19 protein-coding genes are annotated in these 26,244 nt (G+C 63.9%); 10 read left to right on the plus strand and 9 right to left on the minus strand.

The genetic code is table 11. The annotated features are described in order from the left end of the window. Positions 1 to 2: 2 nt before the first annotated feature. The 5 genes from DFS21_RS13945 (at position 3) to fdhA (ending at position 6,429) form a co-directional block, all read left to right on the plus strand. On the plus strand, positions 3 to 338 hold the full coding sequence (locus DFS21_RS13945; RefSeq protein ID WP_023631299.1) for a sarcosine oxidase subunit delta: 336 nt from the start codon (positions 3 to 5) through the stop codon (positions 336 to 338). Beyond that, positions 335 to 3,352: a sarcosine oxidase subunit alpha gene (locus DFS21_RS13950; RefSeq protein WP_111532524.1), complete on the plus strand. Its 3,018-nt coding sequence runs from the start codon at positions 335 to 337 to the stop codon at positions 3,350 to 3,352. The genes DFS21_RS13945 and DFS21_RS13950 overlap by 4 nt, the downstream gene beginning before the upstream one ends. A 137-nt stretch (positions 3,353 to 3,489) precedes the next feature. Continuing rightward, positions 3,490 to 4,122, plus strand: coding sequence for a sarcosine oxidase subunit gamma (locus DFS21_RS13955; protein ID WP_102681863.1), 633 nt, complete (start codon positions 3,490 to 3,492; stop codon positions 4,120 to 4,122). Positions 4,123 to 4,133: 11 nt separating this feature from the next. Continuing rightward, on the plus strand, positions 4,134 to 4,991 hold the full coding sequence (purU, locus tag DFS21_RS13960; protein WP_023631289.1) for a formyltetrahydrofolate deformylase: 858 nt from the start codon (positions 4,134 to 4,136) through the stop codon (positions 4,989 to 4,991). A 238-nt stretch (positions 4,992 to 5,229) separates the two neighbouring features. Continuing rightward, complete coding sequence (gene fdhA / locus DFS21_RS13965) at positions 5,230 to 6,429, plus strand: formaldehyde dehydrogenase, glutathione-independent (RefSeq protein ID WP_046787516.1); 1,200 nt, start codon at positions 5,230 to 5,232, stop codon at positions 6,427 to 6,429. 50 nt (positions 6,430 to 6,479) lie between these two features. On the opposite strand, the gene DFS21_RS13970 is transcribed toward fdhA, so the two are convergent. Then, positions 6,480 to 7,247, minus strand: coding sequence for an RHS repeat-associated core domain-containing protein (locus tag DFS21_RS13970; RefSeq protein ID WP_110700298.1), 768 nt, complete (start codon positions 7,245 to 7,247; stop codon positions 6,480 to 6,482). A gap of 398 nt (positions 7,248 to 7,645) precedes the next feature. Here DFS21_RS13970 and DFS21_RS26470 point away from each other — a divergent pair, with 398 nt between their 5' ends. Next, complete coding sequence (locus DFS21_RS26470) at positions 7,646 to 7,954, plus strand: hypothetical protein (protein ID WP_146230420.1); 309 nt, start codon at positions 7,646 to 7,648, stop codon at positions 7,952 to 7,954. A 209-nt stretch (positions 7,955 to 8,163) separates the two neighbouring features. Beyond that, on the plus strand, positions 8,164 to 8,733 hold the full coding sequence (locus tag DFS21_RS13980) for a DUF2780 domain-containing protein (protein ID WP_110700302.1): 570 nt from the start codon (positions 8,164 to 8,166) through the stop codon (positions 8,731 to 8,733). Between the two features lie 53 nt (positions 8,734 to 8,786). Here DFS21_RS13980 and DFS21_RS13985 read toward each other — a convergent pair whose 3' ends face one another. Continuing rightward, positions 8,787 to 10,136 (minus strand): APC family permease, encoded by a 1,350-nt coding sequence (locus DFS21_RS13985; RefSeq protein ID WP_111532525.1) that lies wholly within the window; start codon positions 10,134 to 10,136, stop codon positions 8,787 to 8,789. A 175-nt stretch (positions 10,137 to 10,311) separates the two neighbouring features. After that, the gene (locus tag DFS21_RS13990; RefSeq protein WP_371926847.1) at positions 10,312 to 11,469 is read right to left on the minus strand and encodes an MFS transporter; all 1,158 of its coding nucleotides are present in this window, start codon (positions 11,467 to 11,469) and stop codon (positions 10,312 to 10,314) included. Between the two features lie 206 nt (positions 11,470 to 11,675). On the opposite strand from DFS21_RS13990, the gene DFS21_RS13995 reads away from it, so the two are divergent. Then, entirely contained in the window at positions 11,676 to 12,581 is a 906-nt protein-coding gene (locus DFS21_RS13995) for a LysR family transcriptional regulator (protein ID WP_110700309.1), read from the plus strand. Between the two features lie 52 nt (positions 12,582 to 12,633). Then, on the plus strand, positions 12,634 to 13,407 hold the full coding sequence (locus DFS21_RS14000; RefSeq protein ID WP_110700311.1) for a ParA family protein: 774 nt from the start codon (positions 12,634 to 12,636) through the stop codon (positions 13,405 to 13,407). Here the strand turns inward: DFS21_RS14000 and trxC are convergent. The 4 genes from trxC to DFS21_RS14020 form a co-directional block, all read right to left on the minus strand. Next, positions 13,404 to 13,838, minus strand: coding sequence for a thioredoxin TrxC (gene trxC, locus DFS21_RS14005; protein WP_110700313.1), 435 nt, complete (start codon positions 13,836 to 13,838; stop codon positions 13,404 to 13,406). The two genes, DFS21_RS14000 and trxC, sit on opposite strands and share 4 nt — an antisense overlap. Before the next feature lie 44 nt (positions 13,839 to 13,882). After that, positions 13,883 to 15,343, minus strand: a complete 1,461-nt coding sequence (gene selO, locus DFS21_RS14010) for a protein adenylyltransferase SelO (protein WP_111532526.1) — start codon at positions 15,341 to 15,343, stop codon at positions 13,883 to 13,885. A gap of 165 nt (positions 15,344 to 15,508) precedes the next feature. Continuing rightward, the gene (gene mscK / locus DFS21_RS14015; protein WP_110700317.1) at positions 15,509 to 18,814 is read right to left on the minus strand and encodes a mechanosensitive channel MscK; all 3,306 of its coding nucleotides are present in this window, start codon (positions 18,812 to 18,814) and stop codon (positions 15,509 to 15,511) included. Positions 18,815 to 18,849: 35 nt separating this feature from the next. Continuing rightward, the gene (locus DFS21_RS14020) at positions 18,850 to 20,592 is read right to left on the minus strand and encodes a potassium/proton antiporter (RefSeq protein WP_110700319.1); all 1,743 of its coding nucleotides are present in this window, start codon (positions 20,590 to 20,592) and stop codon (positions 18,850 to 18,852) included. Positions 20,593 to 20,768: 176 nt separating this feature from the next. Between DFS21_RS14020 and DFS21_RS14025 the strand changes: the two genes are divergently transcribed. Continuing rightward, complete coding sequence (locus DFS21_RS14025) at positions 20,769 to 22,919, plus strand: dermonecrotic toxin domain-containing protein (protein ID WP_111532527.1); 2,151 nt, start codon at positions 20,769 to 20,771, stop codon at positions 22,917 to 22,919. A gap of 45 nt (positions 22,920 to 22,964) precedes the next feature. Here the strand turns inward: DFS21_RS14025 and betA are convergent, their stop codons facing one another. Then, entirely contained in the window at positions 22,965 to 24,662 is a 1,698-nt protein-coding gene (gene betA, locus DFS21_RS14030) for a choline dehydrogenase (protein WP_110700323.1), read from the minus strand. Between the two features lie 76 nt (positions 24,663 to 24,738). Beyond that, entirely contained in the window at positions 24,739 to 26,211 is a 1,473-nt protein-coding gene (gene betB, locus DFS21_RS14035; RefSeq protein ID WP_110700325.1) for a betaine-aldehyde dehydrogenase, read from the minus strand. Between the last annotated feature and the right edge of the window lie 33 nt (positions 26,212 to 26,244).

Consider the following 26,244-nt stretch of genomic DNA (forward strand, 5'->3'; position numbering starts at 1 on the left):
TCATGTTGCACATCTTCTGTCCCCACTGCGGCGAGCTGCGCTCCGAGGAAGAATTCCACGCGTCCGGCCAGGCGCATATCGCCCGCCCGCTGGACCCGAACGCCTGCTCCGACGAGGAGTGGGGCACCTACATGTTCTTCCGCGACAACCCGCGTGGCATCCACCACGAGCTGTGGGACCACGTTGCCGGCTGCCGCCAGTACTTCAACGTCACCCGCGACACCGTGACCTACGAGATTCTGGAAACCTACAAGATCGGCGAGAAGCCTCAGGTCACCGCCGCCTCGAAACAGAGCAGCGCGCCAGCGACCGCCAAGGGCCAAGGGGAAAAAGTATGAGCCAGACCTATCGCCTCGCCAGCGGCGGTCGTATCGACCGCAGCAAGGTGCTGAATTTCACCTTCAACGGCAAGACCTACCAGGGCTATGCCGGCGACACCCTGGCCGCCGCGCTGCTGGCCAACGGCGTCGACATCGTCGGGCGCAGCTTCAAGTACTCGCGTCCCCGCGGGATCATCGCCGCCGGTACCGAAGAGCCGAATGCGATCCTGCAGATCGGCGCCAGCGAAGCTACCCAGATCCCCAACGTGCGCGCCACCCAGCAGGCCCTGTACGCAGGCCTGGTGGCCACCAGCACCAACGGCTGGCCGAACGTCAACAACGACATGATGGGCATCATCGGCAAGGTCGGCGGCAGCATGATGCCGCCCGGGTTCTACTACAAGACCTTCATGTACCCCAAGTCGTTCTGGATGACCTACGAGAAGTACATCCGCAAGGCGGCGGGCCTCGGCCGCGCGCCGCTGCAGAATGATCCGGACAGCTACGACTACATGAACCAGCACTGCGACGTGCTGATCGTCGGCGCCGGCCCTGCCGGCCTGGCCGCCGCGCTGGCTGCTGCCCGTAGCGGTGCACGGGTGATCCTGGCCGACGAGCAGGAAGAGTTCGGCGGCACCTTGCTCGACAGCCGCGAAACCCTCGATGGCAAACCAGCCTCCGATTGGGTCAATGCCGTTGTCGCCGAACTGGAGTCGCTGCCGGAAGTCACCCTGTTGCCACGCAGCACGGTCAATGGCTATCACGACCACAACTTCCTGACCATCCACGAGCGTCTTACCGACCACCTTGGTGACCGTGCCCCGATCGGCCAAGTGCGCCAGCGCGTGCACCGTGTACGTGCCAATCGTGTAGTGCTGGCTGCTGGCGCCCATGAGCGTCCATTGGTGTACGGCAACAACGACCTGCCGGGCAACATGCTGGCTGGCGCCGTATCCACCTACGTGCGCCGCTATGGCGTGGCCCCGGGCCGCAAGCTGGTGCTGTCGACCAACAACGACCACGCCTACCGTGCCGCGTTGGACTGGCACGATGCCGGCCTGCAAGTGGTCGCCATCGCCGACGCCCGCCACAACCCGCGTGGCTCGCTGGTCGAAGAGGCTCGCGCCAAAGGTATTCGCATCCTCACCTCCAGCGCCGTGATCGAGGCCAAGGGCAGCAAGCACGTCACTGGCGCCCGCGTGGCCGCCATCGATGTGCAGGCGCACAAGGTCACCAGCCCGGGTGAAACCCTCGACTGCGACCTGATCGCCACCTCCGGCGGCTACAGCCCGGTGGTGCACCTGGCCTCGCACCTGGGCGGTCGCCCGGTGTGGCGTGAAGACATCCTCGGCTTCGTGCCGGGCGATGCCCCGCAGAAACGCGTGTGCGTCGGTGGCGTGAACGGCGTCTATGCCCTTGGTGACGTGATCGCCGACGGTTTCGAAGGCGGTGTTCGCGCTGCCACCGAGGCCGGCTTCAAGGCCAGTGTCGGCACCCTGCCGAAAACCCTGGCGCGCAAGGAAGAGGCCACCGTGGCCCTGTTCCAAGTGCCCCACGACAAAGGCACCGCCCGTGCGCCGAAGCAGTTCGTCGACCAACAGAACGACGTCACCGCCGCGGCCATCGAGCTGGCCACCCGCGAAGGCTTCGAGTCGGTCGAGCACGTCAAGCGCTACACCGCCCTGGGCTTCGGCACCGACCAGGGCAAGCTGGGCAACATCAACGGCCTGGCCATCGCCGCCCGCTCGCTCGGGATCGGCATCCCGGAAATGGGCACCACCATGTTCCGCCCCAACTACACGCCGGTGACCTTCGGCGCGGTAGCAGGCCGGCACTGCGGCCACCTGTTCGAGCCGGTGCGCTTCACCGCCCTGCATGCCTGGCACATCAAGAACGGCGCCGAGTTCGAGGACGTCGGCCAGTGGAAGCGCCCGTGGTACTTCCCCAAGCCCGGCGAAGATATTCACACCGCCGTGGCCCGCGAGTGCAAGGCCGTGCGTGACAGCGTCGGCCTGCTGGACGCCTCGACCCTGGGCAAGATCGATATCCAGGGCCCGGATGCGCGTGAGTTCCTCAACCGCATCTACACCAACGCCTGGACCAAGCTCGATGTGGGCAAGGCCCGCTACGGCCTGATGTGCAAGGAAGACGGCATGGTCTTCGACGACGGCGTGACCGCCTGCGTCGGCGACAACCACTTCATCATGACCACCACCACCGGCGGCGCCGCTCGCGTGCTGCAGTGGCTGGAGCTGTACCACCAGACCGAATGGCCGGAAATGAAGGTGTTCTTCACCTCGGTCACCGACCACTGGGCGACCATGACCCTGTCCGGCCCCAACAGCCGCAAGCTGCTGGCCGAGGTCAGCGATATCGACCTGGACAAGGACGGCTTCCCGTTCATGAGCTGGAAGGAAGGCCTGGTCGGCGGCGTGCCGGCGCGGGTGTTCCGCATCTCGTTCACCGGCGAGCTGTCGTACGAGATCAACGTGCAGGCCAACTACGCCATGGGCGTGTTGGAACAGATCGTCGAGGCGGGCAAAAAGTACAACCTGACCCCGTACGGCACCGAGACCATGCACGTGCTGCGCGCCGAGAAGGGCTTCATCATCGTCGGCCAGGACACCGACGGCTCGATGACCCCGGACGACCTCAACATGAGCTGGTGCGTGGGCCGCAACAAAGCCTTCTCGTGGATCGGCCTGCGCGGCATGAACCGTGAAGACACCACCCGCGACAATCGCAAGCAGCTGGTGGGCCTCAAGCCCGTGGACCCGAACGTGTGGCTGCCGGAAGGCGCCCAGTTGGTGTTCGACCCCAAGCAGCCGATCCCGATGGACATGGTCGGCCACGTCACCTCCAGCTACGCGGCCAACTCTCTGGGCTATTCGTTCGCCATGGGCGTGGTCAAGGGCGGCCTCAAGCGCCTGGGCGAGCGGGTCTATTCGCCGCAGGCCGATGGCAGTGTGATCGAGGCCGAGATCGTGTCTTCGGTGTTCTTCGATCCGAAGGGTGAGCGGCAGAACGTTTGATTTCAGGATGACGCGGTCCTGGTGGGAGCGGGCTTGCCCCGCGATGCGATTGAGGCCCTGATGCCGCTATCGCGGGGCAAGCCCGCTCCCACGAGATCAGTGTGGTTCCTCGCACAAGAATTCAAGGCAGGTAAGAAATGAGCGCTATCAACGTCTTCCAGCAAAACCCAGGCCCTGACGCCAAGGCCCAGTCGCCACTGCACCACGCCGACCTGGCCAGCCTGGTTGGCAAGGGCCGCAAGAACGCAGGCGTGACCCTGCGCGAAAAGAAATTCCTCGGCCACCTGACCCTGCGTGGCGACGGCCATGACCAGGCCTTTGCCGGCGGCGTGCACAAGGCCCTGGGCCTGGAGCTGCCGGTGGCCCTGACCGTGGTCGCCAACAGCGAGATGTCGCTGCAGTGGGTCGGCCCGGACGAGTGGCTGCTGATCGTCCCCGGCGGCCAGGAGTTCGCCGTCGAGCAGAAGCTGCGCGATGCCCTCGACGGCCAGCACATCCAGGTGGTCAACGTCACCGGCGGGCAGACCCTGCTCGAGCTGCGCGGCCCCAACGTGCGCGACGTGCTGATGAAATCCACCAGCTATGATGTACACCCGAACAACTTCCCGGTCGGCAAGGCCGTTGGCACCGTCTTCGCCAAGTCGCAACTGGTGATCCGCCGTACCGCCGAGGACACCTGGGAGTTGGTGATTCGCCGCAGCTTCTCCGACTACTGGTGGCTGTGGCTGCAGGACGCATCGGCCGAGTACGGCCTGGCCATCGAAGCGTAAGGAGCAGCACCATGAGTCGGGCACCGGACACCTGGATTCTCACCGCCGACTGCCCGAGCATGCTCGGCACGGTCGATGTGGTGACGCGTCATCTCTACGAGCAGCGCTGCTACGTCACCGAGCACCATTCCTTCGATGACCGGCTGTCGGGGCGGTTCTTCATCCGTGTGGAGTTCCGCGCCGCGGACGGCTTCGACGAGGAGGGCTTCCGTGCCGGGCTCGCCGAACGCAGCGAAGCCTTCGGCATGGCCTTTGAGCTGACCGCGCCCAACCACCGCCCCAAGGTGGTGATCATGGTGTCCAAGGCCGACCATTGCCTGAACGACCTGCTGTACCGCCAACGCATTGGCCAGTTGGCGATGGACGTGGTCGCGGTGGTGTCCAACCACCCCGACCTGGAGCCCCTGGCGCACTGGCACAAGATTCCCTACTACCACTTCGCCCTCGACCCCAACGACAAGCCGGCGCAGGAGCGCAAGGTGCTGCAGGTGATCGAGGAGAGCGGTGCCGAGCTGGTGATCCTCGCCCGCTACATGCAAGTGCTGTCGCCGGAGCTGTGCCGCCGGCTGGATGGCTGGGCGATCAACATCCACCACTCGTTGCTGCCTGGCTTCAAGGGCGCCAAGCCGTATCACCAGGCCTACAACAAGGGCGTGAAGATGGTGGGTGCCACCGCGCACTACATCAACAACGACCTGGACGAAGGGCCGATCATCGCCCAGGGCGTGGAGGTGGTGGATCACAGCCACTACCCGGAAGACCTGATTGCCAAGGGGCGGGACATCGAGTGCCTGACCCTGGCGCGGGCTGTCGGTTATCACATCGAAAGAAGGGTATTTTTGAACGCCAATCGTACTGTCGTTCTCTGAGCCGACACCATCGCGGGGCAAGCCCGCTCCCACGTTATCCAGCGTGGGAGCGGGCTTGCCCCGCGATGCTTGTTGCGACGTTAGCTGCGCCGCAAACAGGCATCCCCCTGTCGCATCCAGTCACCGCCCCATCCCCCATCAAGCCCACAATCCCTTCATTCCAGTAACACAGGCCGCCCACGGAAAGGCGGCGCTTTCCACCACCGCTGCATAAATACAAATCAAGCGAGGTAAGAGCATGTCTGGTAACCGTGGAGTGGTGTATCTCGGCGCGGGCAAGGTCGAGGTGCAGAAGATCGACTACCCCAAGATGCAGGACCCGCGCGGCAAGAAGATCGAGCACGGCGTCATCCTCAAGGTGGTCTCCACCAACATCTGCGGCTCCGACCAGCACATGGTCCGCGGCCGCACCACCGCCCAGGTCGGCCTGGTGCTGGGCCACGAAATCACTGGTGAAATCGTCGAGATGGGGCGTGACGTCGAGCGCCTGAAGATCGGCGACCTGGTGTCGGTGCCGTTCAACGTCGCCTGCGGCCGCTGCCGTTCGTGCAAGGAGATGCACACCGGTGTCTGTCTCACCGTCAACCCGGCCCGCGCTGGCGGCGCCTACGGCTACGTCGACATGGGCGACTGGACCGGCGGCCAGGCCGAATACGTGCTGGTGCCGTACGCCGACTTCAACCTGCTGAAACTGCCGGATCGCGACAAGGCCATGGAGAAGATCCGCGACCTGACCTGCTTGTCCGATATCCTGCCCACCGGCTACCACGGTGCCGTTACCGCTGGCGTTGGCCCGGGCAGCACCGTGTACGTCGCGGGTGCCGGCCCGGTCGGTCTTGCTGCCGCCGCCTCGGCGCGCCTGCTGGGCGCCGCCTGCGTGATCGTCGGCGACCTCAACCCGTTGCGCCTGGCCCACGCCAAGTCCCAGGGCTTCGAGGTGGTCGACCTGTCCAAGGACACCCCGCTGCATGAGCAGATCGTCGACATCCTCGGCGAGCCGGAAGTGGACTGCGCCGTCGATGCCGTCGGCTTCGAAGCCCGTGGCCATGGCCATGAAGGCGCCAAGCACGAAGCCCCGGCCACCGTGCTGAACTCGCTGATGCAAGTGACCCGGGTCGCCGGCAACATCGGCATTCCTGGCCTGTACGTGACCGAAGACCCGGGCGCGGTGGATGCCGCCGCCAAGATTGGCGCGCTGAGCATTCGCTTCGGCCTGGGCTGGGCCAAGTCCCACAGCTTCCATACCGGTCAGACCCCGACCATGAAGTACAACCGCCAGCTGATGCAGGCGATCATGTGGGATCGCATCAATATCGCTGAAGTGGTGGGGGTGCAGGTGATCAGCCTGGATCAGGCGCCGGAGGGGTATGGGGAGTTTGATGCGGGAGTGCCGAAGAAGTTTGTGATTGATCCGCATAAGACGTTTAGTGCAGCGTGAATTTCTGAGCGAACAAAGCCCCTCGTTGGGGCTTTGTTGCTGTGAGTTGTTTAATTGCTTTCCTGGCGCATTCTGTTAATTTCTATGGCGGCATGAAAAGCAATTTTGAACTGTTCATCGAATCTGGCTTTTCCAATCTGGACTTCAATTGCGTCATTTTTTTTATCGAGCATTAAAAGCGCCGCCTCGTGAGAAGCTATTTCAGAGGGTAGTTTATCAATTTTTACAAGATCGGAAAGCAGTGAGGTTTTTTCGGTTTCTAGTCCATAGCGACTGTTGCGGTGCATTTTTTCCTTGCCGTAGACCTTGTCGTCGGCTTTTAACTCCGTGAGAATTGTTTGCAGTCTAGCTTCCGCTTTTGGCTGGTTTTTCTTGAGTGCACTTAACTGGTTTGTTTTGTTTGTTTTGCTCTCTTGGTGAAAAATTTGGGCCGTTACAATTGGGCGCAATTGATCCTGTATTGAAGTGCGCTTCTTCATATGCCCGCTGGGGTCGCTGAAGTTTACTGGGTCATTTGAGCAGTAAGCATATGCATTAATACTGCCGCCCTCAAAAGGGCTTAAGTTATCGGGTGAGTGGAAACGCATCAGTATTGGATTGTAGGCTCTGTAGCTGCCAAGGAGGTAGAAACCTGCAACTGTGCGAAGTTTTGCGTTGAATCGAAGTTGGGGGCTATCCGAGATTGCACGTGGGTCGAACCCGTAGGTCGCATACGCTAGTGAAAGAGGTGCTTGTTTTGTATGCGCACGCAATATTGAGCCTTGCATGTCTGTTGCCAGTAGCGATGTTGCCGAGGAGGAGAGGTGCTTCGGTTGCATGACTTTCTCCGAATGATGCTGGGTTTCCTACCCAATTTGCAGCAATGGAGCTAGGCCCGCTACTGACAGAAATGCTAGGCGTGAGGAAGAGTCCTACCCAGGATGAGGCTATATCCCACTTACTGTTTGAGGTTGCAGGAAATATCCTGCGTGATCTGTCGATGCACGTCTGATTGTCCGGGGAAATCCTGCCCACTAGGCTTTCCCGGTCGCTGTCGGTTCAGCGATCGGGCGTGGAAACCCGGCGGTTAGCATGGTTGTTGTCGTCATGACGGCTGTACGCGGGAGGCCTCTTGGCCTGCCGGGTTCACCATGCACCGGTCTTTCCACCCCGTGTACAGCTGTCACCCTGATGTGTGGAAACGGACGGGTGGCACTCAACACAGCATGGTGCCTCGATGAAAAAGATCGTCCCCGATCCACCTGAAGACCTCCACGCCAAATTCCAACTCCCACCCGGCCAATCCCTCTCCACTGCCATCCTCGAAGGCGCCGTGCCCATCGAGGAGGTGCTGATGAACGTCTGCCATTTCATGTTCATCGCCTATACCGACGGCTACCACGCCCAGGAACTGGCGACCGAGGGCGATCTGAAGCAGCTCCAGGCGTCGAGCCTGCAGCACCTGACCGTCGCCTGGGGTCAGGTCGATGCTCTGGTGGGGGCCTTGAAGCAGGTGCCTGCCTCGGGCTTTTCTCAGCCAGGCTGACATAGCCGGGGCCGCTGTTCGTCGCCAAGACAAGCCGGCTTCCACAGGGACCGCGCAGGGCTCAGACTATTGCGCAATCCACTGTGGGAGCTGGCTTGCCAGCGATTGGGCCCCTGGGATGAACATCGATGGCCGGCCCGGAACAAACCTTCGGCACCCCAGTCCAACCCCTCGTTTCCCGGCCATTCCGGCCGACGAGGTCCCTCCCGATGAAAGCATTCACCCTGGCAACCTTGATGACCCTGGCCGCAAGCCCGGTGTTCGCCTTCAACCTCAGCGACGCGGCCAATGCTGTCTCGGCCATGCAGAACCAGAACCAACAGGCCCAGGGGCAAGCGCCGGCCGCCCAGGCCAACCTGCTCAATACGCTGGGCAGCGAATTGAAGATCACCCCCGAGCAGGCCATCGGCGGCGCGGGAGCCATGTTGGGCCTGGCGCGCAACAACCTCAGCGGCGATGACTACGGGCAGTTGACCAAGGCTGTGCCGGGGCTCGACCTGCTGTCGGGCAACAATGCGCTGGGTGGGCTGAACGGGCTGGGGCAGTTGCTGGGCAACGACAAGAACAGCTCGGCCCTGAGCAATGCGCTGGGCGGTGAAGTCGAGAACCGCAATGACCTGGACAACGCCTTCAAGGCGCTGGGCATGGATAGCGGGATGATCGGCCAGTTTGCGCCGTTGATCCTGCAGTACCTGGGGCAGCAGGGGATTGCCGGGTCGTTGCTGCAAAACCTGGGGAGTTTGTGGGGTAGCCCGGCGGTAAATACCCCGTCGGTCTGACCCCGACCCTCTGCAGGAGCGGTGCAGCGCTGCTCCTGCAGGAGATATTTGGGCTACGCGGTTTCGGAGAAAACCACTAACCGCACCGGCCTGCGGAAACCGGCAGTGAGTACCGCCAGGTACGCCAGCCCCAACGCAAACCAGCACAAGCCGATCACCAGCGTCAGCGCCGACAGGCTGGTCCACAGCCACAAGGTCAGGCTCAACCCCACCAGCGGCACCGCGCCATAGCGCAGCAGGCCCAGCGGCGTGCGCTGGTCGGCGTCATCCATCAGGTGCGTCTTCACCACCGCCAGGTTCACCGCCGAGAACGCCACCAGCGCGCCAAAGCTGATCAGCGAGGCGAGGGTGGCCAGGTCGATCACCAGTGCCAGCAGCGAGAACGCCGACACCAGCAGGGTGGCGAATACCGGTGTGCCGAAGCGCGGCGACAGGTAGCCGAAGCTGCGCTGCGGCAGCACGCGGTCGCGGCCCATGGTGAACAGGATGCGCGACACCGCCGCCTGCGAGGCCAGCGCCGAGCCCAGGCTGCCGGCAACGAAGGCAGCGGTGAAGAAGTTGGCGAGGAACTGGCCACCGGCCTTGATCATCACTTCGTTGGCGGCGGCATCGCTGTTGGCGAAGGTGCTGCCCGGCAGCACCAGTTGGCTGACATAAGCCAGCACGGTGAACAGCAGCCCGGCGCCGAGGGTGGTGAGGATGATCGCCCGCGGCACGTCGCGGCGGGCGTCCTTGCACTCTTCGGCCAGGGTCGACACGGCATCGAAGCCGAGGAACGACAGGCACAGCACCGCCGCCCCCGCCATCAAGGCAGCGAAGCCCGGCGCGCTGCCATCACCGCGCAACGGCGCCAGCAGGTCCAGCGGCTGCCCGGCCAGGCCCTGCCAGGACAGGGCGACGAACACGCCGATGAAGACGATCTGCGCGCCGACGATCAGGTTGCTGGTCTTGGCCACCGAGTGGATACCGACCACGTTGAGCACGGTCACCACGGCGATGGCCGCCAGCACGATGGCCCAGGCCGGGATGGCCGGGAAGGCGATGTTGAGGAACAGCCCGATCAGCAGGTAATTGATCATCGGGATGAACAGGTAGTCGAGCAGCAGCGACCAACCCGCCAGGAAACCCACGTTGGGGCCGAACGCCATGTTGGTGTAGGAGTACGCCGAGCCCGCGACGGGGAAGCGCTTGACCATGAAGCTGTAGGAGGTGGCGGTGAACAGCATGGCTAGCAGGGTGACCAGGTAGGCGCCGGCGGTGCGGCCACCGGTGAGTTCGGTGACGATGCCGTAGGTGGTGAAGATGGTCAGCGGGACCATGTACACCAGGCCGAAGAACACCAGGGCGGGAAGGCCCAGGACACGGCGCAGTTGCGCGGGGGCGGAGCGGGGGGCGTTGGCCATTGATCGATCCTGGCTTTTCTTGTAGTTGTGGTTGATCGATTTTTATCCACTTGAGTGGATGCTGACAAACAAAGAGTTGCTAATGTCGATTATTAACCTGGATTTTAATCGAGTATTGAGTGAGGCGTTCCAGGCCCTCCCCGCGAGCGACAAGCGCCTCACTGCAGCCCTGGAATCAGCCCGATTTAGGCGCCAACTTGCTCAGGCGCAGCGCCACCAGCAACGCGACCGCCAGCAGGCTGGCAATGAACAGTCCTGTCCCGTTCCAGCCCCACTGGTGCCAGAACACCCCGCCGGCAGTCCCGGCGACACTTGATCCCGCGTAGTAGCAGAACAGGTAAAGCGAAGACGCCTGCCCCTTGGCCTTCAGCGCCCGGCGGCCGATCCAGCTGCTGGCTACCGAGTGCGCGCCGAAGAAGCCGAAGGTGAACACCAGCATGCCGACGATGATCATCGCCAATGGGGTGGCCAGGGTCATCAACAGGCCGCCGGCCATCACCAGGATGCTGGCCCAGAACACCTTGCGCCGTCCCAGCCTGTCGGCCAGGGCGCCGACCTGCGCCGAACTGTAGATCCCCGACAGGTATACCACCGACAGCAACCCGACCAGCGCCTGGTTCATGTGATAGGGCCCGGCCAGCAGGCGGTAGCCGATATAGTTGAACAGGGTCACGAAGGCACCCATCAGCAGGAAGGCTTCGAGGAACAGCCAGGGCAGTCCGGCATCCTTGAAGTGCATGACGAAGCCGTCCAGCAGGCTGCGCGGATTCAGGGGCTGGGGCCGGAAGTTGCGCGATTCGGGCAACACCCTCCAGAACACCAGCGCTGCTGCCAGGGCCAGCCCGCCGATGGTCAGCATCGCCGTGTGCCAGCTGACGAAGTCGATCAGCACGCCGGTGATCAGGCGCCCGCTCATGCCGCCGATGGCGTTGCCGCCGATGTACAGGCCCATGGCCAGGCCGATGTGCTGCGGATGGATTTCTTCGCTCAGGTAGGTCATCGCCACCGCCGCCAGGCCGCTCAACGACAGGCCCACCAGGGCACGCGCGGCCAATACCAGCTCCCAGCTCGGCATCACCGCGCTGGCCAGGGTCGACAGGGCCGCGCAGAGCAGGGCGAAGACCATCACCGGCTTGCGCCCGATGCGGTCGGAGATTGGCCCCGTGACCAGCAGCCCGAACGCCAGCATGGCGGTGGACACCGACAGCACCAGGCTGCTCTGCGCGGCGTTGATCGAGAACTCCCGGGAAAGCAGCGGCATCATCGGCTGTACGCAGTACAACAGGGCAAAGGTGGCGAAGCCACCGCTGAACAGGGCCAGCACGGTTTTCATGAACGCGGGCGAGCCTTTCTCGATCCAGATATCGTTGACGACAGGCTCGGGTTCGGCAGGCAGGGGGACTACGGCGGATCTCACGGAGGGTACCTCGGGCGCTGGGGCCGGTGCTGCGATGAAAAAAGCATATAGCTGGCTAATGATTAGATCCAATATATTGTTCGACCTGTTTAAGACGTTTTACGACCTGTTTGGAGCCGATCATGGAGCTGCGTCACCTGCGCTATTTCATCGCCGTGGCCGAGGAGCTGCACTTCGGCCGCGCCGCTCAGCAGTTGGGTATTTCCCAGCCACCCTTGAGCCAGCAGATCCAAGCGCTGGAACAGGAATTGGGCGCGCGCCTGTTCGAGCGTACCAACCGTCGGGTCGAGTTGAGCGAGGCCGGGCGGCTATTCCTCGAGGAGGCGCGCCAGGTGCTGGCGCAGGTCGAGAAGGCCGCCGACGTGGCAAGGAGAGCGCAGCTGGGTGAGTTGGGCGAGATGAAGATCGGTTTCACCTCGTCGGCACCGTTCACCTCGCGGATTCCCCAGGCAATTCGGGCCTTCCGTCAGCGCTATCCGTCAGTGCACCTCAATCTCCAGGAAATGAGTAGCCGTGAAGTGGTGGAGGCGGTGTTCGACGAGTCCATCGAGATCGGCCTGATGCGACCGATGCCACTGCCAGAAGGAATAGCCTGCACCGAGCTGTTCCACGAACCCCTGGTAGCCGTGCTCAATGCATCGCACCCGCTGGCCGTCGGCAGCGAACAAGGTGTGCACATGCAGGCTCTGGCCCATGAACCGTTTGTGTTCTTCCCGCGCAGCTACGGCAGTGGCCTGCATGCCCAATTGATGAGCCTGGCGCGCCAGGCGGGTTTCACCCCGCATTTCGCCCAGGAGGCGGGAGAGGCGATGACCATCATCGGCCTGGTCTCGGCGGGGCTGGGCGTTTCGGTGCTACCGGCCTCGTTCCAGCGCATGCGCATCGAAGGCGTGGTGTATCGCACTCTACTGGATGAGCAGGCGATGACTGCCGTGTGGCTGGTACGTCGCGAGGCGCCCGGCTCGGCCATGGCCAATGCCTTCATCGCCCTGCTGGCCGGGCTGGAACAGCCCGAAGGTGCTGGCTAAACCGCTGCGCTGACCACATACTCGGGCATTCGTTGATACACGGAGGTCTGACATGCGGCGCGTGGTGTTCAATCAGAAAGGTGGCGTGGGCAAGTCGAGCATTGCCTGCAATCTTGCGGCGGTCAGCGCCAGTGAAGGCTATAGGACCCTGCTGATCGACCTGGATGCCCAGGCCAACTCGACCCAGTACCTGACCGGCCTGACCGGCGACGACATCCCCATGGGCATCGCCGACTTCTTCAAGCAGTCGCTGTCCAGCGGGCCGTTCGCCAAGAAGAACAAGGTCGACATCTACGAAACCCCTTTCGATAACCTGCACGTGGTCACCGCCACGGCAGAGCTGGCCGACCTGCAGCCCAAGCTCGAGGCCAAGCACAAGATCAACAAGCTGCGCAAACTGCTCGACGAGCTGGACGAGGATTACGAGCGGATCTACATCGATACCCCGCCTGCACTGAATTTCTACGCGGTTTCCGCGTTGATCGCCGCCGATCGCGTGCTGATTCCCTTCGACTGCGACAGCTTTTCGCGCCAGGCCCTGTACGGCCTGCTGGCCGAGATCGATGAACTCAAGGAAGACCACAACGACGAGCTGATGGTCGAGGGCATCGTGGTCAACCAGTTCCAGTCACGGGCCAGCCTGCCCCAGCAAATGCTCGAAGAGCTGCTGGCCGAAGGCCTGCCGGTGCTGCCGGTGTACCTGGGCAGTTCGGTGAAGATGCGCGAATCCCACCATGCCAGCCTGCCGCTGATCCACCTTGAGCCACGGCACAAGTTGACCCAGCAGTTCGTCGAGTTGCACGACCTGCTCGAACGCAGCGCCTAGACACCCTGGCTGCGCAGCCACTCCAGCAACGACTGCAGTGGAAATGCGCCGGCCTGGCGAGCCACTTCGCGGCCGTTCCTGAACAGGATCAGGCTCGGGATCGAGCGGATGCCGAGCTGGCCGGCGAGATTGCGGTTGGCCTCGCTGTCGAGCTTGGCCAGGCGGCAGCGGCCGGCGAGCTGGCGTGCGGCCTGTTCGAACACCGGGGCGAAATTCTTGCAGGGGCCGCACCAGTCGGCCCAGACATCCAGCAGCAACGGCAGATCGCCCTTGATCTGGGCGGCATAGGTGCTTTCGTTCAGTTCGAAGGGCTGAGCGAGCAGCATGTCCTGTTTGCAGCGGCCGCATTTGGGGCTGTCGCCCAGGCGCTCGGCGGGCAGGCGGTTGAGGCCGTTGCAGTTTGGGCAGGGGATTACGAGTGGTTCGGACATTTCATCTCCTTGATATTGCTGGGGCCGCGTAGCGGCCCCGGGGTTCATGACGAACAACTGATTTCCAGATGCTTGCCCCATTCCGGCGGCCGCTCGGCATAGGCCTGCATCCCGGGCTGCTCCTCGAACGGCTTGCCCAGCACCTGGTGCAGCCGCCGCACTTCACGGTAGTCGCCCGCCTCGGCGGCTTCGATGGCCTTCTGCGCCAGGTAATTGCGCAGCACATACAGCGGGTTGACCGCATGCATGCGCTCGCGGCGCCCTTCTGCATTGCCCGCTTCGCGCGCGCAGCGCGCCTGGTATTCGGCGCCCCAGGCGTCGAAGCCGGCCAGATCGATGAAATCTTCCCGTACCACCTGCAGGGACTCGGCCACGGGTTGCTCGCCCAGGCGGCGGAAGAACAGGGTGTAATCCACGCCGCCCCTCTGCATGCACTGCAGCAGGCGCTCGACCAGCGCCATGTCGCCGTCCTCGGCCGTGGTCAGGCCCAGGCGGCGGCGCATCAGGTCCAGGTAGTGCGCCTGGTACAGCGGTAGGAACAGCCCCAGCGCTTCTTTCAGCGGCTCGACTTCGATCACCGTGGTCAGCGCCTGGGCCAGCGCGCTGAGGTTCCAATGGGCGATCGGCACCTGGTTGGCGTAGCTGTAGCGGCCCCGGTCATCGGAATGGTTGCAGATGAAGTTGGCGTCGAAGTCGTCGAGGAAGGCGTAGGGGCCGAAGTCGAAGGTGATGCCGAGGATCGACATGTTGTCGGTGTTCATCACCCCGTGGCAGAAGCCGTAGGCCTGCCAGCGGGCAATCAGCTCGGCGTTGCGCTCGACGATGGTGCGGAACATGGCCAGGTAAGGCTGCTCGGCATCGCGGCACTCGGGGTAGTGCTGCTCCAGCACATGGTCGATCAGCACCCGCTGCTGTTCCGGTTGCTTGGTGTAGTAGAAGTATTCGAAGTGGCCGAAGCGCACATGGCTCTGGGCCAGGCGCAGGAGCATGGCGGCGCTCTCGCGGGTCTCACGCCATACCGGGGTGCTCGAGCCGATCACGCACAACGCACGGCTGCTGGGAATGCCCAGGGCGTGCAGGGCCTCGGAGGCGAGGAATTCGCGGATCGACGAGCGCAGCACGGCGCGGCCGTCGCCCATGCGCGAGTAGGGCGTCTGGCCGGCGCCCTTGAGGTGCAGGTCCCAGTGCTCGCCGCCATCGTTGAGGACCTCGCCCAGCAGCAGGCCACGACCGTCCCCCAGGCGCGGGTTGTAGGAGCCGAACTGGTGGCCGGAATAGACCATCGCGCGCGGGTCGGCCTCTTCCCAGAGCTTGTGGCCGCTGAACAGCTCGGCGAACACCGGCAGTTCGGCTTGGGCCGGGTCGAGGTCGAGCAGGGTCATGGCCGATTCGCTGGCGACGACCAGGCGTGGATCGGCGATCGGGTCGGGCAGGACCTGGGTGGAGAAGGCGTCGCCGAGTTGGGCGAAGCGGTTGTCGAAGGTGAGTTGGTCGAGGGACTTCACGGGGCCTGCTCCTGAATTCGGTGCCATTGGGGCCGTTGTGCGGCCCTTTCGCCGGCGAGCCGGCTCCCACAGGGCAAGGCATGCCATCTTGTGGGAGCCGGCTTGCCGGCGATCGAGGGCAAAGCCCTCGCCTGCATTCTGGAGGGCATGCCTGTCGCAGTCCACTCAGCTCGGCGGCGTGCTGTCCGGTTTGCTGTCCATCGGGATCAACTGCTGCTTGCCGCCCTTGGTATCCATGAGGAACACCTCCACCTGGCGCACCGAGATCTTGATGTTGTGCGCCTTGAACTCGCGGTTGATGTAGCGGTTCAGTTCGTCCAGGGTCGGGTTGCGGTCGCCAAGGTCGCGCACATGCATGCGCAGCTCGTGGTCCAGCGAGCTTTCGCCGAAGTTGAGGAAGTACACCAGCGGCTCCGGATCCTTGAGCACCCGCGGGTTTTCGTGGGCGCCCTTGAGCAGCAGGTCGCGCACCAGGTCCAGGTCCGAGCCATAGTCGATGCCCAGCTTCAGCGTCACCCGGGTGACCGTGTCGGTCAGCGACCAGTTGATCAGCTGGCCGGTGATGAAGGTCTTGTTAGGGACGATGATGTCCTTGCGGTCGAAGTCGGTAATGGTGGTGGCACGGATGCGGATCTTGCTCACCGTGCCGGACAGGTTGCCGATGGTGATGGTGTCGCCGATGCGCACCGGGCGCTCGAACAGGATCATGATGCCGGAGATGAAGTTGGCGAAGATCTCCTGCATGCCGAAGCCCAGGCCAAGCGACAGTGCCGCCACCAGCCATTGCAGTTTGTCCCAGCTGACCCCGAGGGTGGCCAGGGTGCTGACGATGCCGACGCCGGCAATCACGTAGGAAAGCAGCGTGGTGATGGCGTAGGCGCTGCCCTGGGCAAGGTTCAGGCGCGACAGCACCAGTACTTCGAGCAGGCCCGGCAGGTTGCTGGCCAGGGCCACGGCGATACCGGCGATGACCATGGCGCCGAGCAGGTCGCCGAGGCTGATCGGCACCATGCTCGCCGCCGCGCCGGTGCCGCTGCTGTACTCGTAGAGGGTGATGTTGTTGAGGTAGGCGAATACCGTGATCAGGTCCGCCCATACCCAGTACAGCCCGCCGATGAAGCCGCCGAGCAGGGCCAGCCGGATCAGGCGCAGGGACTGCTGGTTGACCTGCTCGATGTCCAGGGTCGGCTCCTCGACCACCACTTCGCCGTCAAGCCCTTCCTTGGCCGCCTGGCGCTTGCTCAGGGCGCGCTGGTAGGCCAGGCGCCGCGCCGCCACCGACAGGCCGCGCACGAACGCGGCCTCGATCACCAGCCAGAACAGCAGCAGGTAAAGGGTGTAGATCAACCGGTCGGTGAGCTTGAGGGCGGTGTAGTAGTAGCCGAAGCACACCGCCACGAACAGCGCGATGGGCAAGGCGGTGAAGGCCACTCCCACGGCCTTGCGGAACAGCGAGGTGTTGCGGTGCGCGGGGCTGCTCAGCAGCAGGCGGCTGAGCAGCCAGGCCATCAGGGCGTAGCAGGTCAGTACCACGCCGATGCCCAGCACGTCCTCGGCCAAGGCCGACGGCTGGTGTTCGGCCACTGCCACCACACCGACCAGGGCCAGCACCACGGTGCCGAGCCGGCGCACCCAGCCGCGCAGGAACTCGACCTGCGGCTTGTGCCAGCGGAAGTGGATCTCTGCCACTCCGCCCGGGGCGAGGATGCGGTAGGCGGTGTAGAACACCAGCCATGCCTGGGCGATCTGCCACAAGGCGGCGCCGAGATTGGCGTTCTGCCCACGGGCATCGAGCTGCAGGGCGTAGCTGCCCAGGGTCAGGGCCAGGGCCACCGGCAGGGCCAGCAGGATGTTGATCAGGATCGCCTGGGGCGTGTGCCACTGGCTGTCGCGCTTGAAGTGGCCGATGTCCTGGTGGACCTTGCCCAGGCGCCGGTACAGCGCCTTACGCCGCCACAGCAGGGCGCCGATCACAAGGATCAGCGGCAGGAACAGCAGCGGCTGTTGCACCAGGCCGTCAGCCAGTTCCTTGATGCCCGCGCCCCAGGGCAGGCTGGCCACCTGGGTGGTCAGGCGCTCGGGTACTTCGCGCAGCCACTGCCAGTCCAGCGGCTTGTTGCTGGGGATCCAGAACATCTGCTCTTCCAGCGTGGTGCGCAGGCTCTGGGCGGTGCTCAGCAGCTGCTTCTGGTTCAGCTGCAGGGTGATGCATTCGTTGAGCAGCGCCGACAGCTCGCGGTTCAACCGCTCGAGCAGGTCGCCACGGGTGATCGCCACTTCCAGCAGGGCCTTGCGCAGTTGCGGGGTGATGTCTTCCTCGGGCTGACTGGCCAGCAGCTTGTCCACGTAAGCGGACGGGCTGCTCATCTGTTCGCGTTCCTGGTTGATCTCGAACTGGTACAGGCGGATATCGGCGATCTGGTCGGCCAGGTTGCGATCAAGCTTCAGGTGCGGCAGGGCCTGCTTCTGCTTGTACAGGATCTTCGACAGCAGCAAGCTGCCCTTGAGTACGTTGATCTGCTCGTCGAGGGCCTGGTCGGCCTGGGTGAGGCTATCGAGCTGCTGCTTGGTGCGCAGGTTCTGCTGGGTCACCTCGTTGAGGCGGTCGGTGCTGCGCAGCAGATAGTCGGACAGCTGCAGGTTGGCGGTGCTCTCGGTGGCCAGCAGGTTGCTGCCGCCGGCCTTCTGCGCCTCGATCGACTGGCGGGTGACGGCCTGTTGCGACTGCGCCAGGCGCTTTTCGTTGATCAACGTCTGCAGGTCCTGGATTTCCTGTTCCAGCCTTGTGGCGCGTTCGATCAGCAGGTCGTGGCGGGCGTTGCCCAGGTCCTGCAGCACGCTGTTGCCGGCCAGTTCCTGGCGGCGCAGCAGGGTCAGGGCGTTGAGCGAGGCCAGCTCGGCGTTGAGCTGGTTGCGCTGGTCGGCATTGATCGACTTGCCGTTGTCCTTGCCGCTCTTGAGGCTGTTGTTGATCTGCTGGGCACGCATCTGGTTGCCGCTGATCTCGGCCTGGGCGCGCTCCGGGCGGGTCTGGGAGTTGATGATCAGGCTGTTGGCTTCGGACAGCGCTTTCTGCAGGTCGCCCTGCTGAGTGCTGCGCTCGCTGAGCATCTGTTCGAGCTGCGGCACCGTCAGGCTGGCGTAGCGCTGCGCCACCGGCACGACGCTGGAGGCTTTGAGCTTGATCAGTTCGCGCTGGCTGTCGCGGATCTCCTGGGGAGCGTTGGCCAGCTGTTGCTTGAGGGCTTCGAGCTTCTTTTCGCTGTCGTCGCGGGCGTTGAGCAGCGCCAGGGTCTGCTCCAGCACCTGCTGCACGGCTTTCTGCTCGGTTTCCGGCAGTTTGCGCTCGGCGATCTTGCTCAGGCTGCTCTGGATGCCCGGAGTGGTCGGGATTTCCACCGCGCCGGCGGCGAACGAGAGGGTCAGGCACAGCCCCAGCAGGGCTGCGCGGCAATGGTCACGCAGGGACATAGGCAGAGTTCTTGTGTTACGCGGCAAATCGGAGTTTAGAGGAACAGCCCGGGGCCGGGGCGGGTACCTTCGGGGAATCTGACGCCCACTTTCTGGATCTTGTTCCCGTCCATGACCGCGACGGTCCAGATCGTGCCGTGCCATTCGATCTGGTCGCCTACTACTGGAGCGCCTCCGACCTTCTGTCGGATGAACTGCGCCAGCGGCATCTTCGCGTCCAGGCCATCGAGTTTCAGGCCATAAAGTGCGGCCACCGCACCCAGCTCGGCATCGCCTTCGAGCACGAAATCGCCGAAGAAGCGCAGGTCCAGGCCGCGTTGCGGCGCCTGGCTGAACAGCTTGCCCAGCGCCGGCAGGTTATGTTCGTGGCCGATCACGCAGAGCATGTCGCCGACCTCCAGCACGGTGCTGCCCGACGGGTGCAGCAGCTGCTCGCCGCGGAACAAGGCGGCGATCCGCGTACCCTCTGGCATTTTCAGCTCACGCAGTGCGGCGCCGATGCACCATTTTTCGGCGCCCAGGCGGTAGACGAACAGCTCCCATTCGCTAGTGACGTGTACCTCGAGCGCGGAGCGTGAAATCGGCGCCGGGTCCGGCGGTACCGTGACCTTCAGCAGCTTGGCCATCCACGGCAGGCTGGTGCCTTGCACCAGCAGCGACACCAGCACGATGAAAAACGCCAGGTTGAAGAACAGCTGGGCCTGGGGCAGGCCAGCCATCAACGGGAACACCGCCAGAATGATCGGCACCGCGCCGCGCAGGCCGACCCAGCTGATGAAGCCTTTCTCGCGACCATGGAAGGCCTTGAACGGTAGCAGTGCGGCGACCACCGACAGTGGCCGGGCGACCAGGATCATCCACAATGCCAGGCCCAGGGCGGGCAGGGCGATGGGCAGCAGGTCGTGGGGCGTGACCAGCAGGCCCAGTACCAGGAACATGCCGATCTGGGCTAGCCAGGCCATGCCGTCGAGCATGTGCAGGATGCCGTGGCGACTGCGGATAGGCTTGTTGCCCAGCACCAGGCCGCACAGGTACACGGCGAGGAAGCCGCTGCCGTGCAGGGCGTTGGTCAGCGAGAACACCACCAGGCCGCCGGCTACCACCAGGATCGGGTACAGGCCACCGGCCAGGTTGATGCGGTTTACCAGTTGCAGCATCAGCCAGCCGCCACCCAGGCCCAGCAGCCCGCCGATGCCGAATTCGCGCAACAGGTGGCCCAGCAGGCTCCAGTGCAGACCGGTCTGGCCGCTGGCGATCATGTCGATCAGGGTGACCGTGAGGAACACGGCCATTGGGTCGTTGCTGCCCGACTCGATCTCCAGGGTGGCGGTAACCCGTTCGTTCAGGCCTTTGCCGCCCAGCAGCGAGAACACCGCAGCGGCATCGGTGGAGCCAACGATGGCGCCGATCAGCAGGCCCTGGATCAGGCTCAGGTTGAACAGCCAGGCGGCAACCAGGCCGGTGAGGGCGGTGGTGATCATCACCCCGACCGTGGCCAGCGACAGCGCCGGCCACAGCGCTACGCGAAAGCTTGCCACCCGCGTGCGCAGGCCGCCGTCGAGCAGGATCACGGCCAAAGCCAGGTTGCCCACCAGGTAGGCGGTCGGGTAGTTGTTGAAGATGATCCCGCCACCGTCGACACCGGCGACCATGCCGACGGCGAGGATGATGACCAGAATAGGAATACCCAGGCGCGATGACAGGGAACTGACCAGGATACTTGCGCCCACCAGCAATGCGCCGATCAAGAACAGGCTGTTGATGGTGCTTGCATCCAAAGGCAGGTACTCCGACAGCGGGGGAATGGACCATGTAGCGTAGTTTTCAGAAAAAGCTAGCAGGTCGCGTGCCAATCGATTCTAACCTGAGGCCGATGCGGGCTGTAAAGCGATACCGCATCGTTGCTGCGGCTTGCCGGTGTAGTGGAACGCCTTGTCCCAGGTAGCCAAGATCCATGAACGATCAAGAAACCTTGTCACTCGCCCAGCTGGCTCAACGCATGCTGGGGCATTTCCCTGATTTGCACAGGATGGCGCGTCAAGCGGCCGGCCATGTGCTGCACCAGCAGTTGGGTTACTGGGTGGATCCGGACAGGCTCTACTGGCACGAATTCCACGCCGCGGCAACGAGCTCGCGCAGCTACACCGGCTGGTGCCACAGCGGGCCGCCCTGGCGCTCCCTGAGCCTGACCGAGCTGGTGGTCCAGCGCTTCAGCCCACAGCAGCAGGACAGTGCAGATGAGTTAAGCGTTTACGGTGGCTTCTACCGGGTGGATGCCAGCCACATTGACTATGACGAGCGCAACGAAGTGCGGCTTGACCCACAGCAGGTACTGAAGGCGTTCTGGCAACTGGATTTTGCGGGGCGCTATACCGAGGCTCTGAGCAGGTTCCGGTCGCAGCATGGCGAAGATTATTGCGTGCTGGCCCGCGCCCGTTTCCTTGCCGCTGTGGGCCAATCGACGCTCAGCGAGCCAGAGCGGCGGGAGCTGATGGTGGCGACGTTTGCGGCACCCGCAGTGCCGATCAGTGTGCAAGGTCTGCGACAGACCCGCCCGGTGAATGCTCAGCGGGGTTGGAGCATGCTTGCCATCGGCGGTATCAGCGCCAGGCTGTTGTTCCAGCATAAGCTGAAGGCTGGCAAGTTGTGCCTCTATCTTGCCGATGCGCAGGCTGTTGTGCAGCTATTCGACGATCGCCACGCGCTGACAGCATGGCTTGCTGATCAGGCAGCCACGCCTGAGGGGCGGGAGCGCCTGGTCAGGCTATTCGTCGGGGATGGGGTACTGGCACAGTCGCTACGCCTGCGCCTAAGCACAAACCTCAAGTGGCTTGCCCAGTCACGGGGCGATATCACGATTACCGGGCAGGCGATTGCAGGGGACCTGTTCGTCCACCTGCGCGATGCGGTCATGGATGATCTGACCAGCGATGCCCACGAGCGGCTGACCACCAACGCACAACTGCGCAAGGCCAATTGGCTGGCGGGCTTACAAGCTGCGAGCCTGGTCATTGCACCGATGGCGCCGTTTGGCTGGCCAGTCATATTGACCTCGCTGGGGCTTGGCACCGCGAGCCTGGGGCTGCACCTGGACCGGGCGCTCAATGGCAAACGGGCTTGGCGCACGGCAGCATGGTGGGCAGTACTGACGGATATTCTTTTTATTCTGCTCGATGCAGCAATGATGCGAGCCGGTGAGCTGTTCAGCGAGAGCCGCATACCCCCGCGCATTGCTGGCCAGGCGCAAACCGCGGCTGCCGAGGTCGACTGGGGGCTTTACATGGCGCCGGCGGCAGACGAATTGCTGGCGGTGTCGGACCAGGCGCTAGCCCGCCAGGAAGCCCTGATGGGCTCGGTGCCGTGGGCTGACCTGGATGCTTTGGGCCCCCGCGGTGAGTATCTGGATGCATTCAGTGAGCCCTTTCCCGTCTATCGGGATGAGCACGGCTTTGGCTCGGCCGCCATTGCCGAGTACACCAGCTCACCAGAGCGCTACAACAACCTGTGGCGGGGTTTGCCCCTCGAAGGTACTCACGCCGGGAATGTCCAGCGCAGTCACGACCTTGCCTGTGCCCTTGGGCATATAGGAGTGAGCAACCAGGTACGGCTGTACCGGGCAGCATCCAGCTTGCGGGGTACCGGTATACCGGCGTTCGGCGATGGCGCCATTGATGTGGGTGACGTGCTGGTGACCACCGACTTCACGTCTTTCACGGAAAACCCTTATGCACTCTGGGAGGTTTTCAACGACCCGCAGACACAGGTCAGTGGCAGAGGACCGTTTGATGACCACGCGCTGGTGTACGTGCTGGAACCGGGCGAGGACATGCAGGCGACGCCTATCGGGCCCTTCTCAAGGCGACCGGATGAGGCGGAGTCGCTGATGTTGCCGGGGCGCTACCTGCAAGTGGAGAAGGTGACGGCCGTTCAGGGGCACGATTATCAGTTTACGGAGGTGTGCCTGAAGGCGCTGGCCCAGGCGCCAAGCGGGGGGACCGTGCGGGAGATGCGCACGGGGGGATTGTTCGATCGTCAGGCACTGGCTGAGCGTTTGGGCACAGAGGATGACGCGTTGATGCGCACCTTCTTTGCGTTGCCCACCTGACTGGAAGGCGTGAGAGGGGCCGCAGCGCGGCCCCTGATCGGGGTGTCAGCCCTGCTTCACTTCACGCATCGGCTTGCCTTTCACCGGCGCATCACCTGCCACATAGTACTTGGCGGTGCTGCGCGGCAGCGGCTTGCGGCCACGGATCTTGTCCGAGATCTTCTCGGCGATCATGATCGTGGTGGCGTTGAGGTTGCCGGTGATGATCAGCGGCATGATCGACGCATCGACTACACGCAGGCCCTGCATGCCGTGCACGCGACCCTCGCCATCGACTACCGCCATGTCGTCGGTGCCCATCTTGCACGAGCAGGACGGGTGGAAGGCGGTTTCGGCGTGCTCGCGGATGAATTTGTCCAGCTCTTCATCGGTCTGCACGTGGGCGCCCGGGCTGATCTCGCGGCCGCGGTACGGGTCCAGCGCCGGCTGGGCCATGATTTCGCGGGTCAGGCGGATGCCGTCGCGGAACTCCTGCCAGTCCTGCTCGGTGGACATGTAGTTGAACAGGATGCTCGGGTGCTGGCGCGGGTCTTTCGACTTGGCCTGGATGCGACCACGGGCTGGCGAGCGCATGGAGCCCATGTGTGCCTGGAAGCCGTGCTCCTTCACGCCGTTGGAGCCGTTGTAGTTGATGGCGACCGGCAGGAAGTGGTACTGGATGTTCGGCCACTTGAATTCAGGGCGGGTGCGGATGAAACCACCGGCCTCGAACTGGTTGCTGGCGCCGATGCCGGTGCCGTTGAACAGCCACTCGGCACCGATGGCCGGCTGGTTCCACCACAGCAGCGACGGGTAAAGCGACACCGGCTGGGTGCAGGCGTACTGCAGGTACAGCTCGAGGTGGTCCTGCAGGTTCTCGCCGACGCCCGGGAGGTCGTGGACCACTGGAATGTCGAGGCTTTCCAGGAGGGCGCGCGGGCCGACGCCGGAGCGCTGCAGCAGTTGTGGCGAGGCGATGGCGCCGGAGGAAACGATGACTTCCTTGCGGGCGCGGGCTTCGACGCGCTCTTCGCTGTCACCCACCAGGTAGGTCACGCCGATGGCACGCTTGTTGTCGAACAGCACGCGGTCGCTCAGGGCGTGGGTGACGATGGTCAGGTTCGGGCGCTTCTTGGCCTGGTCCAGGTAGCCACGGGCGGTGCTGGAACGACGACCATTCTTGGTGACCGAACGGTCCATCGGGCCGAAACCTTCCTGCTGGTAGCCATTGAGGTCTTCGGTGCGCGGGTAGCCGGCCTGCACGCCGGCCTCGACCATGGCGTGGAACAGCGGGTTGTTGCCGGCTTTCGGCGTGGCCACGCTGACCGGGCCTTCGCCGCCGTGGTAGTCGTTCGGGCCGATGTCGCGGGTTTCGGCTTTACGGAAGTACGGCAGGCAGTCCAGGTAGGTCCAGTCCTCGAGGCCTGGAAGTTCAGCCCAGCCGTCGAAGTCCATGGCGTTGCCGCGGATGTAGCACATGCCGTTGATCAGCGAGGAGCCACCCAGGCCCTTGCCGCGGCCACATTCCATGCGGCGGCCGTCCATGTGCGGCTCCGGATCGGTCTCGTAGGCCCAGTTGTAGCGACGACCCTGCAGGGGGAAGGCCAGGGCGGCCGGCATCTGGGTGCGGAAGTCGAAGCGGTAGTCGGGGCCGCCGGCTTCCAGCAGCAGCACGGTGACGCTGGCGTCTTCGGTCAGGCGGGTGGCCAGGGTATTACCGGCGGAGCCGGCACCGACGATGATGTAATCGAATTCTTGGGACATGAGAAGTACCCTCGTTGGCGGTGGTCAGGGAGCGGAAACGCCCGTGCGTGAAAGCACGGGCGTGGCTAAACGGGGTTTAGAAAACCGAGTTGTAGCCGCCCAGCTCGACCTGGACCGACTTGATGCGAGTGTATTGAGCCAGCGAGCTGACACCGTTCTCACGGCCGACGCCCGACTGCTTGTAACCGCCAACCGGCATTTCGGCCGGCGACTCGCCCCAGGCGTTGATCCAGCAGATACCGGCTTCGAGCTTGTGGATGATGCGGTGGGCGCGGCTGATGTCGTTGGTGCAGACACCGGCGGCCAGGCCGTATTCGGTGTCGTTGGCGCGACGGATGACTTCTTCCTCGGTCTCGTAGCTGAGGATGCTCATCACTGGGCCGAAGATCTCTTCCTTGACGATGGTCATGTCGTCGGTGCAGTCGGTGAACACGGTCGGGGCGACGAACGCGCCCTTGGCGAAGGCACCGTCCAGCAGACGCTCACCGCCGCAGAGGACGCGGGCGCCTTCTTCTTTACCCTTGGCTATGTAGGACAGCACGCTTTCCATGTGCTGGAAGCTGACCAGCGGGCCGAAGTTGGTGTTCTCGTCTTCCGGGTTGCCGGCACGGATGCGGGCAACGCGCTCGGCGATCTTGGCTTCGAAGGCGGCTTTCATCGCGGCAGGGATGAACACGCGGGTGCCGTTGGTGCAGACCTGACCGGAGCTGTAGAAGTTGGCCATCATGGCGATGTCGGCGGCCTTGTCCAGGTCGGCATCATCGCAGATGATCAGCGGCGACTTGCCGCCCAGTTCCATGGTGACTTCCTTGAGCGACGAGCTCGAGGCGCTGGCCATGACTTTCTTGCCGGTGGTGGTGCCGCCGGTGAAGGAGACTTTCTCGATGCGCGGGTGCTCGGTCAGCCAGGTGCCGACTTCGCGACCGCTGCCGGTCAGGACGTTGAACACGCCGTTCGGCAGGCCGGCTTCGGTGAAGATCTCGGCCAGTTTCAGGGTGGTCAGCGAGGTGACTTCCGACGGCTTGAAGATCATCGCGTTGCCGGCGGCCAGGGCCGGGGCGGATTTCCACAGGGCGATCTGGATCGGGTAGTTCCAGGCGCCGATACCGACGGTCACGCCCAGCGGCTCGCGGCGGGTGTAGACGAAGGACGATTCGCGCAGCGGGATCTGCTCACCTTCGATGGCCGGTACCAGGCCTGCGTAGTACTCCAGAACGTCGGCGCCGGTGACGATGTCGACGTAGCGGGTTTCAGAGTACGACTTGCCGGTGTCCAGGGTTTCCAGCATGGCCAGCTCGTCGTTGCGCTCGCGCAGGATGTCGACGGCGCGGCGCAGGATGCGCGAACGCTGCATGGCGGTCATGGCGGCCCAGACTTTCTGGCCACGCTCGGCGCTTTCGACGGCCTTCTCGACGTCAGCTTGAGTTGCGCGCTGCACGTGGGCGAGGACTTCGCCGGTAGCTGGGTTGATGGCTTCGAAGGTGGCATCGCTGCCAGCGTCGACGTAAGCGCCATCGATGTAGAGTTTTTGCGTTCCGAAACGGGCCATAGTGTCCTCGCAAGTGCAGTGTGTGGTTGGCTG

It is taken from the genome of Pseudomonas sp. 2848, assembly GCF_003253945.1.
Classification (GTDB): domain Bacteria; phylum Pseudomonadota; class Gammaproteobacteria; order Pseudomonadales; family Pseudomonadaceae; genus Aquipseudomonas.